Annotated in this window: 11 protein-coding genes; 6 read left to right on the top strand and 5 right to left on the bottom strand. The window is 51.4% G+C overall.

Annotated elements, in window-relative coordinates:
* Positions 1–38: 38 nt before the first annotated feature.
* Both hisC and hisB read left to right on the top strand, forming a co-directional pair.
* On the top strand, positions 39–1,103 hold the full coding sequence (gene hisC, locus ACN0YN_RS18780) for a histidinol-phosphate transaminase (protein WP_417386540.1): 1,065 nt from the start codon (positions 39–41) through the stop codon (positions 1,101–1,103).
* Positions 1,104–1,296: 193 nt separating this feature from the next.
* Complete coding sequence (gene hisB / locus ACN0YN_RS18775) at positions 1,297–1,884, top strand: imidazoleglycerol-phosphate dehydratase HisB (protein WP_417386539.1); 588 nt, start codon at positions 1,297–1,299, stop codon at positions 1,882–1,884.
* Between the two features lie 756 nt (positions 1,885–2,640).
* Here the strand turns inward: hisB and ACN0YN_RS18770 are convergent.
* The 3 genes from ACN0YN_RS18770 to ACN0YN_RS18760 form a co-directional block, all read right to left on the bottom strand.
* Positions 2,641–3,318, bottom strand: coding sequence for a hypothetical protein (locus ACN0YN_RS18770; protein ID WP_417386538.1), 678 nt, complete (start codon positions 3,316–3,318; stop codon positions 2,641–2,643).
* Positions 3,319–3,487: 169 nt separating this feature from the next.
* Complete coding sequence (locus ACN0YN_RS18765; protein WP_417386537.1) at positions 3,488–4,831, bottom strand: DUF1552 domain-containing protein; 1,344 nt, start codon at positions 4,829–4,831, stop codon at positions 3,488–3,490.
* A 10-nt stretch (positions 4,832–4,841) separates the two neighbouring features.
* On the bottom strand, positions 4,842–7,205 hold the full coding sequence (locus ACN0YN_RS18760) for a DUF1592 domain-containing protein (protein ID WP_417386536.1): 2,364 nt from the start codon (positions 7,203–7,205) through the stop codon (positions 4,842–4,844).
* 427 nt (positions 7,206–7,632) lie between these two features.
* Here ACN0YN_RS18760 and ACN0YN_RS18755 point away from each other — a divergent pair, with 427 nt between their 5' ends.
* Both ACN0YN_RS18755 and ACN0YN_RS18750 read left to right on the top strand, forming a co-directional pair.
* Positions 7,633–9,009 (top strand): tripartite tricarboxylate transporter substrate-binding protein, encoded by a 1,377-nt coding sequence (locus ACN0YN_RS18755; RefSeq protein ID WP_417386535.1) that lies wholly within the window; start codon positions 7,633–7,635, stop codon positions 9,007–9,009.
* A 58-nt stretch (positions 9,010–9,067) separates the two neighbouring features.
* Positions 9,068–10,609 (top strand): tripartite tricarboxylate transporter permease, encoded by a 1,542-nt coding sequence (locus ACN0YN_RS18750; RefSeq protein ID WP_417386534.1) that lies wholly within the window; start codon positions 9,068–9,070, stop codon positions 10,607–10,609.
* Between the two features lie 30 nt (positions 10,610–10,639).
* On the opposite strand, the gene ACN0YN_RS18745 is transcribed toward ACN0YN_RS18750, so the two are convergent.
* Positions 10,640–12,136 (bottom strand): hypothetical protein, encoded by a 1,497-nt coding sequence (locus tag ACN0YN_RS18745; protein WP_417386533.1) that lies wholly within the window; start codon positions 12,134–12,136, stop codon positions 10,640–10,642.
* Between the two features lie 193 nt (positions 12,137–12,329).
* On the opposite strand from ACN0YN_RS18745, the gene lgt reads away from it, so the two are divergent.
* Together lgt and ACN0YN_RS18735 are read left to right on the top strand one after the other, a co-directional pair.
* Positions 12,330–13,199: a prolipoprotein diacylglyceryl transferase gene (gene lgt, locus ACN0YN_RS18740; protein ID WP_417386532.1), complete on the top strand. Its 870-nt coding sequence runs from the start codon at positions 12,330–12,332 to the stop codon at positions 13,197–13,199.
* Positions 13,200–13,505: 306 nt separating this feature from the next.
* Positions 13,506–14,093 (top strand): RNA polymerase sigma factor, encoded by a 588-nt coding sequence (locus ACN0YN_RS18735; protein WP_417386531.1) that lies wholly within the window; start codon positions 13,506–13,508, stop codon positions 14,091–14,093.
* Between the two features lie 51 nt (positions 14,094–14,144).
* On the opposite strand, the gene ACN0YN_RS18730 is transcribed toward ACN0YN_RS18735, so the two are convergent.
* Positions 14,145–15,098, bottom strand: a complete 954-nt coding sequence (locus tag ACN0YN_RS18730) for a YHYH protein (protein ID WP_417386530.1) — start codon at positions 15,096–15,098, stop codon at positions 14,145–14,147.
* Positions 15,099–15,239: the final 141 nt, after the last annotated feature.

Here is a 15,239-nt window from a genome sequence, read left to right as displayed (position 1 = left end):
CTTACCACTTACATAAACGAATTGAGATTTGCATTATCATGAGTCTGTTTCGTCCCCAGGTAGAGCAAATGACCGGCTACACACCCGGTGAGCAGCCGCAGGAGTCCGGCTGGGTCAAGCTGAATACCAATGAGAATCCCTATCCTCCTTCGCCGCATGTGAAAGAAGCGGTGGAACGGGCGCTGTCAGGTCGGTTGAACATCTATCCCGATCCGCTGGCGACAGAGTTTCGCAAAGTCGCCGCTGACCTGTTTCAGGTGGAACCCGACTGGATTCTGCCTGGCAATGGCAGTGATGAAGTATTAACCATTCTGATGAGAACATTCGCGGATGCCGGCGATCTGGTTTCTGCTCCTTATCCCAGCTATACGCTCTACGAAACTCTGGCGGAAATTCAGGGGGCGCGCTTTCAGAAGATTCAGTTGAACCCCGACTGGAGCTGGCCCGTCTCGCAGGCACAGGAAGTTTCAGCCAAGAGTAAAATTCTGTTTACGCCAAATCCGAATGCACCGTCCGGAAACCGCTGGTCGGACGAGGAGATTATTTCGCTGGTTCCCCCACAAGGCGTGCTGGTACTTGATGAAGCGTACGGCGATTTTTGCGATCAGCCACACAAGGGAGAGTTGCTGCAGTCTGAAGCCGGCAAACGGATCATTGTGACGCGTACCTTCAGCAAGTCGTACAGCCTGGCAGGGATCCGGTTTGGATTTGCAGTTGCGCACCCGGATCTCATTCAGGGCATGCAGAAAGTCAAAGACAGCTACAACTGCAATACCCTCTCACTGGCCGCTGCACTGGCTGCGATCAAAGACCAGGAGTGGATGCAGGCCAACACGAAAAAGATCCAGGCGACCCGGGTCCGGTTGATTGCAGAACTGAATCAACTCGGTTTTGATACGGTAGACAGCCAGACCAATTTTGTCTGGTGCACGCATCCTGATAAAGAGCATGAGCGTCGCTATCAGGAATTAAAACGTCGTAAGATCCTTGTACGCTACATGAAGTTTGGTCTGACTGATGGCGTGCTGGATGGCTTAAGGATCACGGTCGGGACCGACGACGAAGTACAGACCGTTCTCAATGCGTTGAAAGAGATTGGCTGAATCACTGTTATATCGTGCACAGTTTGACATTCTCACAGGCGCGATTGAAACGGTTATGCAATTCAGGCCGACAGCATCTCTGCGAATTGACACCAAGTCGACCTGTCGCAGCGAAGCATTTTTGAGAAACCCGATCCGGGCTGTAAGATTATAGAAATCAACAAGTTGACCTTTATTAAATGAGTTCTCTGAAATGAGCCGCAAAGCATCGATTAAACGTGATACCGCAGAAACGCAGATTGAGTTGTCGCTGGAACTGGATGGCAGTGGCCAGTCGGATATTCAGACCGGCGTCGGTTTTTTTGACCACATGCTGACTCTGCTGGCACGTCATGCTCTATTTGATTTAACGGTCAAAGCCAACGGCGATCTGGAGGTCGACTATCACCACACAGTGGAAGACGTTGGCATCTGTCTGGGAAAAACACTCTGTGAAGCGGTGGGGGATAAAAAAGGAATCACCCGCTATGGCTCCATTACACTGCCGATGGAAGAGACGCTGGTCACGACGGCACTTGACTTGAGCGGTCGCTCCTGGTTTGTGTTTGACGTTCAGTTTCCAACCGAAAAAATTGGTCAGTTCGATACAGAACTCGTGCGGGAATTCTGGCAGGCGTTTGCCTCGAATGGTTTGTTAAACCTGCACCAGGTGCTTCATCACGGCAGTAACAGTCACCACATTTCAGAGGGACTGTTTAAAGGAACGGCGCGGGCGCTTCGGCAGGCGGTTACCATTGATCCACGTCAACAGGGAGTTCCTTCCTCCAAGGGTGTGCTGTAAAAATCGCGGTAAAAATTGCTGAATTAATCTCAAAGACCGCGACCGTTTTTCGCTGAAAACAACGAAAAAATGACGGACTTTTCTGACTGCATTTTCAATGCGAAAGTCAATCTTCGGTAAGTTATCACCGCTGAAAAAAACGAATTTTTTTTTCGTGCGCTTTTTCGTGGCATCTATGTTGACTCTCAGCCTGGAAAAGTTAATCTGAGAATTAGCTCTGGTTCGTTGAAGTGATTTGAACTGAATTTCATTTGATTCAAACCCTTTGGCTTTAACGTTTCAGTCTGTTTTTGAATTTAACTTTTGCCATTCCGACTTGGACTGTTTCCAGTCACAACCTGAATAGACAACATCGTGGCAAGATTGGTTCTTTAAAGTGAACTGAGTCAACACCATCAACGATGTTGAAACCACTCTTCGCAATGAGATCTTTGTTACACCCGGTATTCGGTCCCCGATCGTAATTATCTGTGGACACTTTGCATCTTGATTGCGCGGATCTGTTTGATTCTGGTTTGAAACAGATTTTGTTTCGGAACGCTGTAGAAATTAAATGAGGAAACTCCCGAAATCACCGCTTGTGCCAATACGGATGGCGACTTGGGTTGTTTTGACTGCCGAAAAAAATGGCCAGTAAGTGTCAGCGGCAGCCTAGGACTTGATGGCTCTGTACGGATTATGAGTAAGTTGGTTGGTAGTCAAATTTATTGTGATTGAAGCTCACAATTTTCTATTTCGGGAGTTTCCCTTTTTCTCTCAGGCGGCTGCCTGATTCTCCTCTTCAACTTCGTACAGCAATGCGTTCTTCTCTTTCCCGACCAGTTTAATTGCGCCGGTGTTACGCAGGCAGTATGCCATCTTCTGTGCCAGCCAGCGGGGGATACCAGCTGCTTTGGCCAGATCTTTGGTCTGAAAGGGAGCAGGGAGCTTTCCCGGGATCAGCTTGAGCAGGTCAGCCGCTGTGTTGAGTTCAATCTGTTCCTCGACGGATCGCAGAACTCGATCGGTCACCCGGTAGTCTTTCCCTTTCCAGCGGCGGGGCTTGCGTGCGATCCGATGTTCTTCCTGGATCGTCAATGCGACTTCCAGCGTCAGGCGTGGATGCGGGAACACATTGGAAAAATGCACCATGTCTTCAAAAAGATCAAACACCGAGCCACGACGGGGACTGAAGCGGGCCGAAATCGGTTCGCCATTCTTCTTCTGACGTTTGATCAGATATTTTCGGATCGCGATTGGCTTCACGACGTGCACATCATAGTCTTCCAGCAGGCAGCGGACCTTGTCGCGAATTGCTCCCAGGGAGCCATGCTGAATTTCAATCAGTCGGTCACCGTCGATGGCATCAATCCGGTAGGAACCCAGCGTGATTTCTTCACACTCGCTGTTCGGTGCATAGAATGATTTCAATTGACGATGCAGTGAGGTTTCCATACCAGGTGCACGTTCAGGAGAGGGTAAGTACAGTAAAGCAGACGCTGATTGCCGGGCATGGTAGGTCAGATAGAAAACTGTGTCTATATGAATCTCAAATGCAATCAGGCTGCTCACCTGATGCGGTCAGCAGCCTGAATCTTATGGCAGTCGAGATGATTAACCTATATCAGGAATCAATGATAGACAGGCGACCTGTGCTGTCGCCAAATGACTCGACCGGGGCTCCGGCCCGATCCAGCATGGAGACGTACAGGTTACTCAAGGGGGTTTCCGTTTTAACCTGATGATGGAAACCGGTCTTGATTGTGCCACCACCTTTACCAGCCAGAATAATCGGCAGGTCATGGTGGCTATGGCGGTTACCATCACCGATGGCACTTCCATAACAGATCATCGAGTTATCCAGCAGATTGCTGTTCCCTTCCGGTGTCTCTTTCAGACGTTTCAGGAAGTAGGCAAACTGTGAAGTCAGGTACTCATCAATTTTCTGAATGTCGGCCATCTTCTTCTCATCATTGCGATGGTGCGACAGTTCGTGGTGGCCTGAGTTCACGCCGACCATCGGGAAGGTCAGGTTGCTGCCGGCATTGCCCACCATAAACGTGGCGATACGAGTGGTATCGGTCTGGAAGGCAAGAACCATCAGGTCGTACATCAGGCGGATGTGTTCCTGGAACTCGCTGGGAATACCATCCGGCAGTTGCATTTCCGGTGGCTTGATTTTTTCCTGATGGGTACTGCGTTCAATCCGCTGTTCGATTTCGCGGACGCTGGTGAAGTATTCGTCAATTTTGCGCTGGTCATTGCGCCCCAGTTGTTTCTTCAACTGATCGGCATCGTGCTTGACCAGGTCCAGAATACTCTGGCGGTCTTTCAGGTGACGGGCACGTTGTTTTTCCCGTTCGGCTCCACCACCAAACAGGCGTTCGAATGCCAGTTTGGGGACGATCTCTTTTGATGTCGGAGTAGAAGGACTTCGCCAGGAGATATTGGATGAGTACGCACAACTGTAACCAGAATCGCATTGCCCGGCGTTTCGGCCGCGTGTCAGACCCAGTTCCAGTGAAGGCAGACGTGTCAGATGACCGACCTGCTGTGCGGCTACCTGGTCAACAGAGACTCCCGCTTTAATATCGGCACCGCTGGTTTTTGTCGGATGCACACTGGTGAGATACACGGAAGCACAACGGGCATGGTCGCCGGCACCGTCGCCGAGTGCGCGGGCATTGATCTGGGCTAACCCGGAAATCACATTGATGTCCGACTTCAGACCTTCCAGTGGTTTCAGGGTTTTCGGCAACTCATAGTTCTGACCTGCGGAGGTAGGATACCAGGAAGGACCAATCACCCCGTTCGGGAAAAAGATGAAAGCGGTTCTGATCGGCGCTTTCGCTCCAGCAGGAGCAGCGGCAGCCAGATTCAGCTGAGGCTGCATGATGTCCAGCAATGGCAGTGCCATCGTTGTTCCAAGTCCCTGCAGGAAGGTGCGGCGTTTCAGGAAATTAGTCATTGTGAGAACCTCATTGGCGTTTCAGGAAGGGATCGCTTGTGACAATTTCGGTGACGAGCGCCGAAAAGCGATATCCTCTGGTAGTAAAGTTGTTGGTGATTTCATCCAGCGCACACTTGTCATAGTATTCGACACCACGACCAATGGCGTAAGTTAGCATCTTCTCTGCTAAAGATCGGCAAAACCCCTGTTTCTGCTCTTCCAGAATCCCAATTAATTCTACGGGACTCTTAAAAGTCTGACCACTGGGTAATTGACCAGAAGAATCGATTTTATGCTTTCCTTCCTTGTCTCTCCAGCGACCAATGGCATCGAAGTTTTCGAAACCCAGTCCGAGAGGATCCATCTGATCGTGACAGGCGGCACAACCGGCGATTTTACGATGCAACGCCAGCTGTTCGCGTAATGTGGCATTTGGTTTTGCGCCGGCAACTTCTTCCAGCTCAGGAACATTTGGCGGCGGAGCAGGGGGAGGTGTGCCCAGAATGTTTTCCATGATCCATTTACCCCGTTTCACAGGAGAAGTCCTGCCCGGGTTGGAAGTCAAAGTCAGGATACTTGCCTGGGTGATCAGACCCGCCCGCTTCGATTTATCGAGGCTGACTTTCTGGAATTCTTCCCCTTTGATTTTGTCGTTACCGTAAAACTTCGCCAGATTTTCATTCATGAACGTGTAATCGGCGTTGATGAATTCAATCACACTTCGATCTTCTTTCATGATGTAGCTGAAAAACTCTTCCGTCTCACGACGCATGTCAGCTTTCAACTGCGTATTAAATACGCGGAATTTTCGCGGATCGGGGGTCAGGTCATCCAGGTTGCGCAGATTCAGCCACTGGCCGGCAAAGTTTTTGACGAATGCTTCCGACTTGGGATCTTCCAGCATGCGTTTGACCTGCACCTGCAGCGTACGGCGATCATGCAGTCGTCCCTGGGCTGCCAGATCGAACAGGGTCTGATCGGGCATGCTGCTCCACAGGAAGTAAGAGAGTCGGGAAGCAATTTCGTATTGAGCGATTGTCTTACTGTCGGTTTTGCTACCTGGATCCTGCAGGCCTTCAATCCGAAACAGAAAATGGGGAGAAACCAGAATCGCCTGGACGCCTACCTGGATACCCTGCTCGAAGGTGCGGCCCGACTTCACGCGTGCTTCGACCAGATCTACGATGGGAGCTACTTCTTCCCGGGCGACCGGACGCCGAAATGCCTGTGTGGCAAATTCGCGGATAATCTTCTCGGCACAAAAGTGGACCGAGCGACCGCTGCCTGGTGTGCAGGTGATGATTTTATGATGCGAGGCCGGCAGGTCCGACGGCAGTTGCCCTAACGGCCCCTTGAATGCGACTTCATTCACATACAGGTTCCGGTCCCGTTTATTGGGAGGCCCTTTAGGATCATAAAAGTCGTTCAGGAACGTAATGGTCAGGATATGTTTTCCCTTAGACAGTGGAACTGCCTGGGGCATGGTGAACGTACCGGGAGAGTTCCTGTCCTCTTTGACATCGAACGTTTTCAGCAGTTTGCCGTCCAGCTTGACTTCCATTTTAGCTGGTTCGGTACCTGCGGGAGTCGAGCCGGCAACGATCTGGAAGTCATATTTCCCGGCCTGTTTGATTTCAATTTTCCCTGACAGGGTACCGCGAGAATGAAAGCCGGCACCATTCTTTCTGATGGTGACAGCGCCTTCTTTGTCATAGTTCTTCTGCGAAAGCTTCTGCCAGGGATAGCTGTCGGGAGTGTTCGCAAAAATGGCTTTCTCAGAGATCTCTTCTGCAGCATCCAGATATTTTTCCATCAACAGGGGAGGCAGTGTCAGCACATCCCCAATATTATCGAAACCATAACCCACATCGTCGGAGGGGAAGTTTTCCGCTGGTTCGAAATCAATGCCAATCAGATCGCGAATTGTATTGTTATACTCGCTGCGGTTCAGTCGACGAACAGTGACGCGGCCCGGATCGATCTCGCCGGTGCAGTCCACTCCATACAAAGCATCGTCAAACCAGGCCAGAACGTCTTCCCGTTCCTTGTCTGTTGGCAGAACGCCCGCATCTTTAGGAGGCATCGATTGAATCTGGATGCGCTTCACAATTTTTTCCCATGCTTCGCGTTGTTCCAGAATGCTGTCGCGGGACTGATATTTTTCCAACGCGAGACCAGCCTCGGCTTCCTCTCCTGTGTGGCAGTCAAGGCAGTACTTTGTAATGAACTGTTTTACCTGAGACTTGAATTGCTTTTCCGATTTCTCCAGGCTCAGCGGGGCACCGTGTGCAGCGGAGAGACAAATCACCAGGCTCAGACCGCAGGCTGCGATGCAGACACTTTTCAGAGTCTTGAGTTTTGAGAGCCGGGATGTTGATTCAATCATTCGCATTTATAAAAAACCTTCGGGCGGGGGACTCAGGTTGGTTTCTTTCGAGTGGCCTGGGATCGAAAGTGGTGAGCGCGTTGATTGCACACGTTCAGACTGAGGCAGGTAATTAGTGGCAGGAAAAAATCTACTTATAGCCTAACGTCCCCAGAGACCGTTTTGCAAGATCAGTCTGCCACAGATCTCCTGTATTCAGGCTATTTTATAGCACGATGCTCTCCCTTTCTGTATTCTACCTAACAGCCTGACAATGGGTTTCAATATTTTTAGTTCTTAACTATTTAATGCGAACTTAATGAAACCCGACACTGCCTGATTGCTGGTTATTGACAGGCTCGATCCGGCTCTGCATCCTAGGAACAGGCGATCTGCTGTTCAGGCAGGTTTCTTCTTAAAATTTTGATCTCCCATCCTTTCTGGTACTGAACTGATGAATCAACGCGCGATGATTACTGTTAGTGTCCGGTGGAAACTTCTTTTTCTCTGCCTGTTTCTGTTGAATGGCTGTGCTTCGAGTACGGTCGAAAATTATCCGGATCGACCAATTACGATTATCTGTCCCTGGTCGGTCGGCGGTGCGACAGATCGCACGTCTCGACAGCTGGGCGTGTATCTGGAACAGGAACTCGGCGTTCCCGTCAATGTCATTAATGCGACAGGTGGTCGCGGAGTGACCGGCCACAGCCGCGGTCTCAATGCCCGTCCCGATGGTTATACGCTGGCCATCATTACCGGCGAACTCAACATGCTGCACTGGCAGAACCTGACTCAACTCACGCATCAGGATGCCACCCCGATCGTTTCCCTCGTCGACGGTGCTGCTGCCGTCTTTGTGAAAAAAGATTCTCCGTTTCAGAATATGCAGGAACTGCAGGACTATGTGAAAACGCACCCCGGCGAACTGACAGCCACCGGTACGGCGAGTGGCGGCATCTGGCATCTGGCGCTGGCGGGCTGGCTCGACTTCAGCGGGTTCAATGCCGAAGACATTAAGTGGATCCCCATGAACGGCGCGGGTCCCTCCATGCAAGAACTGGCCAGTGGCGGGGTTGACCTGGTCTGTTGTAGTCTCCCGGAAGCCAAGACGCTGTATGAATCCGGGGAAGTACGCTGCCTGGGAGTCATGGCTGAAGAACGCCTGGCAGAGTTTCCTGATGTGCCGACCTTTGCTTCGCAGGGAATGAACTGGAGCATCTCAGGTTGGAACGGCCTGGCGTTGCCTGCCGGGACGCCGGAACCGATCGTGGAGAAAGTTTCGGCAGCCGTCAAAAAAATTACGGACGGTGAGGTCAAACTCAATGGGATCTCATTTCCAGAGGCGATGCGGGAAGCAGGCTTAAGCACCCGTTATCGTGCTGGTGAAGAGTTCTCGGCTTTCCTGAAATCGAATGACGAGACGCTGGGAAAACTCTTGACCAGTGATGCCTTCGCGAAGATGTCGACACGGGATACCGGACCACTGGTCTTTCCCGGGATGATCGCGGTTGCCATGTGTGTGATCCTGAGTTGCCTGGCGGTACAGAAAAAGGTTCATGCACTCGCCCCGGAAGTAACCGGCGATGCCGTCACGCGGCAGGGCATCGTCAACACGGTTCTCGTTCTGGGTGGAATCGTTTTTTACTTACTGTTCGCCGAAGAACTGGGTTTCATTCTGACTGCAGGTGCCGTTCTGTTTCTGCTGCTCTGTAAGTTTGGTACACGCTGGTGGGTATCTGCTTTGATTACAGTATTGTTCATTCCAGGAATCTATACCCTGTTCGCCCAACTTCTGAGAGTTCCCCTGCCACGCGGTCTGCTTGGCTGGTAGCCTTTCGACTCGACTTTGTTCTGACTCTGACCTTCGCCTCGCAACTTGAAGAATCAACATGGAATCGACATTCATCACCGCGTTACAGAATATTGTCTCACCCGAAGTCCTGCTGGTGATCTTTCTCTCAGCCGTCTACGGACTGTTTGTCGGCTCCATCCCGGGGCTGACGGCAACGATGGCGGTGGCATTGTTGATTCCACTCACCTTTTATCTGGATAACCTGTCTGCCATCGCTGCGATTGTGACACTGGAAGCCTGCAGTATTTTTGCCGGTGATATCCCGACCACACTCGTTCGAATACCGGGGACTCCCTCTTCGGCCGCATATACCGACGATGCATATTCGCTGACCCGCCGCGGTCTGCACGAAACGTCTCTCGGTGTTTCGCTGGTTTTCAGTGTGGCCGGCGGTCTGTTTGGGGCACTCGTGCTGATCCTTGCCGCTCCGCAACTGGCAAAGATTGCGTTTGAATTTACAACCTACGAATACTTCTGGCTCTATGTGCTCGGCTTGAGTTGTGCCGCCATCGTCTCTACCGGTTCGCGTCTCAAGGGAGCGCTCGCTCTGATGATCGGTTTGATGTTTGCGACAGTCGGACTGAGCGAAGTACACAGCGTGCCTCGCTTCACTTTTGGGTTTGATGAACTGTTTACCGGGATCAACTTTATTCCAGCGATGATTGGTCTGTTCGGGTTATCCGAAGTGTTTCGCAATACACTGACTTCGAAGACAGACGAAGAAACCGAAAAACTCAAGTCGGCAATCCCTGTGGAAGAAGACAAGTCGTGGTTCAAGCATCTGAAACCCGTCTTTGGTGGCGTTCTGCCTCAACTCTGGAAACGGAAATTCAGCTGGTTCCGTTCCAGCTGTATCGGTTCGACGATCGGCATGATTCCCGGTGCCGGGGCCGACATTGCTGCCTGGATCTCCTATGCCGTCTCCAAAAAATGTTCCAGAACTCCGGAAGAGTATGGCAAAGGTTCTCTCGATGCGGTCGGCGATGCTACCAGTGCCAACAACTCGGCTCTCGCCGGTGCCTGGATTCCCGCGCTTGTCCTGGGCATCCCCGGCGACTCGGTGACCGCGATCGTGATCGGCGTGCTGTTGATGAAAAATATTACTCCCGGTCCTGGTATTTTCGAAAATCCAGATCAGCTGGTTCTCGTGCACGGGATTTATCTGACGTTTATCCTGGCCAACCTGCTGTTGATTCCCTTGGGATTCCTGGCCATTCGCAGTGGTGCGCAGCTGGTGCGTATTCCCCGCCGCATCCTGATGCCTTTAATTCTGATGTTCTGTGTCGTCGGTTCGTACTCCATCAACGGCAGCTACTTCGATGTCTGGGTCATGCTCGGCATGGGCATCCTCGGATTTATTCTGGAAGTCTTCGCGATTCCGCTCGGGCCGGTTGTGCTCGGCATCATTCTCGGCGGTCAACTGGAACAGTCTTTCGTACAGAACCTCTCCAAAGACGACAGCATCCTTTCCTTCTTTAACCGTCCTATCTCAGCCGCCCTGGGAATCTTCTGCATCGCGCTTTGGCTGGTACCACTCATCATGCCTCTGCTTCGAAAAAAATGGTCGACTCCTGTCTGAGAGGTTTGATTCCCGCACAAGAGAAGCAGTTCAAGCAGGTTTACGAGTCAGCAGCAGTTGGCCGGTGCGTATCAGGCCCAGACTCACGAATGCCAGGCTCGGCAGCAGCAGGGGGATCAGAAACCGTTCGCCGGCTGCGATAGGCAGATACCAGGCAAATGCCAGCCAGAACAGCAGCATCCAGATCAGGTACAGTCGCCGGGCTGGTCCGGTTTCCGACAGGAGGCCGATGATCAGAAACGGCAGCGCCAGCAGTCCAAAGAACAGTCGTCCCTCATCAAAGGGGAGGGGACCCAGACTGCGCAGGAAGATGAAGGTCTGCCACAGCAGGCCTTTGACTTCCCGCTTGATGATGTCAGTCATCGTATGTGTCTGCCAGTAATGCTGCGCCGCATTTCGGAGCGAGCCCCGTTCCTGAATCAACGCGTGGGGTTCACTGAATTCATCTTCAAACAGCAGGTACGAATTGGCATTAAAAGTGGGGCTGCCGTAAACGCGCACATTGCGAATCAATAAAGGAGCGGCAATCACAGAGAAGCTGACGAGGAGCAACATCAGACTGACAGCAACCCGTTTCAAGGGGACAGTCGTTCGTTCTGTCTGATTCTCTTTCGGCTTTGAATTATTTCCAGGCTGTTGTTGCAGCATTGCGGGAAACCAGCGCTGCCAGTTGACTGTGTACGAACACAGCCAGGCGATCAGTCCCAGCATCAGCAGGAGCGCGGTGCCTTTTGTGAGCCACGCCAGCCCGAGCAATAGTCCAATCCCCGTCAGTTTCAAAAAGGGGAAACTTTCTGACTTGCGCAGTTCGGGCATCCGCAAAACGATCAGCCACACTCCCGCCACGAAAATCAGCAACAGTCCTTCACAGACGACGCGGGCCGTCAACTGACAATAAGCGGCATTGATACTGAGCAGAATCCCCGTAAGGCCCCCTGCCAGATTTCCATAGTAACGGGCGATTCCCATTGTGAAGATCAGCAAGGCGCACAAGCCACACATTGCCGACAACCGTTTGCCTGTTTCATAACTGGGGAAATTTGAAAGCAGAGCGACATACAGCGGATGTTGATTCGCTTCGGTATAGTCACCAGTAAGCAGTTGCTGCAGGAGTGTTGCAGGTCCTCCCATCTCCTGAACGGCTTTCGCCTGCATCAGAAAGGAAGCCTGATCGTTATTGTCCGGCAGCGGTTGCTGCGGAAGAATAGTCATGATCACAATAAAATAGACAATCAGGGAACCAGACAGCAGCAGGCTGCCCGTCCAGTGATTCACCATGGGCCGCGGTAATGCCAGTGCCGAATGGAGCTGTTGTCCTTTCGACAGGATTCGTTCCCAGAACCGGCCTGGCATCAGACAGCCAGCGATTCCCAGCAGCACCACACCAGTGGCGCAGGGCGCCAGCAGCGTTGCCAGAGAAAACTGCTGAACGAGGGTTGCCCCTTTCAGCCGCAGCATTTCCATTACCGCCAGCCCTGCTAAAGCGGCGGTGAGTCCTGAGATCAGTCGAGGCACAATCGTGTTCATCTGGAAATCATGCTTTCAACGGAGATTCAGGGGAAAAAACAATGATCAAAGTCAAACCAGGCTGGAAATATCAATTCGGACTAGGCTTAACTCGCAGAATGGTCTATCTTTCGGTCTGTTTATCATAGCATATTGAAGGCATTCTGAAATCTCAGATCGGAACCAGAGATCTGTGCTTCAGAATCCAGGAGTAATGAGTCACGTGAATCCACAGAACGACTATCTGCATTGGGACATTAACCGCGTCCTGTTTGAAATCGGTCCGGTCAAGATTCGATACTACGGTCTCTTCTTTACCGCCGGTTTCATCTGTGGGTATCTGTTGCTGCGCTGGATGTTTCGAACCGAAAAACGGAACGTCGACGATGTGGAATCACTGCTGATTTATATGGTGCTCGGAACCATTATCGGTGCGCGCCTGGGACATTGTCTGTTTTACCATCCGATGGAGTATCTCAGCGATCCCATCAGATTCCTGCAGATCTGGAAAGGGGGACTCGCCAGCCACGGAGCAGCGGTCGGAATTACCCTTTCCGCCTGGCTATATTCACGCAATCATCCGGATCAGCCTTTGTTATGGCTGCTGGATCGTCTGACCATTCCTGTCGCTCTGGCCGGTTTTTTCATTCGCATTGGTAACTTTTTTAACTCGGAAATTCTGGGACGTGTGACCGATGTTCCCTGGGCGATCGTGTTTGAAGACGGCCTGGGTTTAGATCGTCCTGAAGATCGCCTGCTGCCTCGACACCCTGTCATGCTGTATGAGTCGTTCTGTTATGGCTGCTTTTTTATAATCCTCCTGCTGCTCTATCGAAAATATCGCAGCGAAACGCCGCGCGGGTTACTGATCGGCCTGTTCTTTATCATGGTCTTTACAGCCCGATTCGTGCTGGAATTTTTCAAGATGCGACAGGCGGAGTTCGCAGAGAGTCTGCCTTTGAGTGTCGGGCAGATGTTGAGTATCCCCCTGGTGATTGCCGGCATTGTCCTGCTGGTCAAACGGCGTCCGGCACCCCCTCTTGAAACCGAGCTGATGTCAAAAAAATCAGAAAAAACGAACTGATGTGAGATTTTGTATAGATTTTCTGGTTAGCAAGTTCTGCCTCAGACGTCTGTTAAAACGTGCCGATCATAGCTGAAAATGTGTGTTTTTGTATATTTTTCAGGATCGTATTGCCTTAAATCGCAGTTACCAGTAAAGTTCGCGGGCAAAATACCCAGATTTTACTACTAATGATCAGGTTAAAACGATCATTTCGATTTCGGGCATTTTTTTGCAACACGGAGGATGGACTTCGGTGTATAATGAGATGCAGGCTTAACTCGCTTGCTGCCAGACGGCAGCGACTTAAATGAATTGAGGCGACTTGTGGCTCTCACAGACATAGACAAGAATTTGCTCAGGCGTTGTCTCGCTGAAGAGCCGGGAGCATGGAAGGACTTCGTAGACCGGTTCATTGGCCTGTTCACACACGTCATCCACCACACCGCTCATGCACGCAGCATTCGCGTCACTGATAATGATGTTGATGATCTGCTGTCTGAAGTCTTTCTGGTCCTCCTCGCCAACGATTACCGGGTCCTGCGGAACTTTCGTGGCAACAGCTCTCTGGCTACTTATCTGACTGTGGTCTCACGGCGTGTCGTTGTAAAAAAAATGGTTGAGCGTCGCATGGCAGAAGCCTTAGGCCATGTTTCCACTAAATCCAAAATGGAATATGTGTCTGAAGAGCACGCGCGTCACCAGCAGGTAGTCGACGATCAGGAAGAAATCCAGAATATGATCAGGCAACTGCCTCCCACTGATGCACAGATTGTCGAACAGTACCATCTGCAGGGAAAGTCTTACCAGCAGATCAGCAGTGAACTGGATATTCCGGAGAATTCGATCGGCCCTACACTGTCACGGGCACGGAATCGGATGCGGGAAAATCAGTCCAACACTCGTACGCTTTAATCGTCTGCTTGCCCTCCTCTCTGCGAGTTGAGTTGCCGTCGAAAAATCTGCTTACTGTCCTCGGCTCGTGTTCTGAGTCCTGCCAAATGCAGGTGGACCACCAAAAGGGGGAGGACCGAATCCACCACGTCCCGATCCGCCACGCTGACCAGGTCCGGGGCCCCGTTTCTGGAAACTGGGGTCAGGTGTTCCGCGGAAATTTCTCGGCACAAACGGAAATGATTCGGTCAGATAATAGTGATACGTGCCTTCAGGATATTCAGGCGTGACTCCAAAGCGACCGTTGCACTCATCCAGATCACCGGAATCTTTCACATATTCAAAGTCTGCTGTAAAAGTTCCATCATATCTGCCCCCCGGGCCTCCCGACCGACTTCCTTTTTTAAGCTGATAGCTCGATTTCATCTTGCGAAGTTTGCTGGTCGCATCTTCTGCATTGCTGTAGCCGTACTGTGAATAAATCGGGAATCCGTCCGCGGCGACCCCGACCAGGGTCATTTCATTTGCTTTACCCTGTTTGGAAATCAGACCGTGGGGCAGGCCATGATAATGATAAGCTCCGGTAGGTTGTACATGCGCATTGCTCTGATCGAGTCCCAGATTGATCTTGCCGGAAAGTGCTTCGTAATTCCAGCCGGATCGGAAGTCACGATTCCAGAACTCCGCGGTTCCCGGATCGAAGACCACGCCGTTGACGGCGATACCAAAGATCGAATGCTGACTGGGTGTGCTGTTGCGGGAAACCTTGGGTTCCAGAGGCACACGATATTCATAATGTTGTGGCCGAATTGAGTTTGGATTATTCCGGTTGGGAAACTGACCCGCCTGATGATCGGGGATGCCATTAGAATAGATGTACCTGTAGTCGCCTTTGACAACCAGCTTTACCTGATTGGTTGCCGTAGTGCCTGTTGGCCCGAATCCCGGAGGGGGATACCCGAATACAGGTCCCGTACTGCAGCAGATCATGCCTATGGCACAGAAAGCGAGTCGTCGATTATTCAAAGTGAGCCCCTTTTTGAGTCAGATCTCGACTGGACAGATTATTCATCAATTCTTCTCACCAGTTCTGATAACGGGCAGGAAGTCGACGAATCCACCGGGTTTTATGGTTTTTCTTTAAAACATGCCAAATGTCGTCTTCCC

Source organism: Gimesia sp. (genome assembly GCF_048260065.1).
Taxonomy (GTDB): domain Bacteria; phylum Planctomycetota; class Planctomycetia; order Planctomycetales; family Planctomycetaceae; genus Gimesia.
The sequence above is the reverse complement of the archived record's forward strand: the minus strand, read 5'-3'. Positions and strand labels throughout refer to the sequence as shown.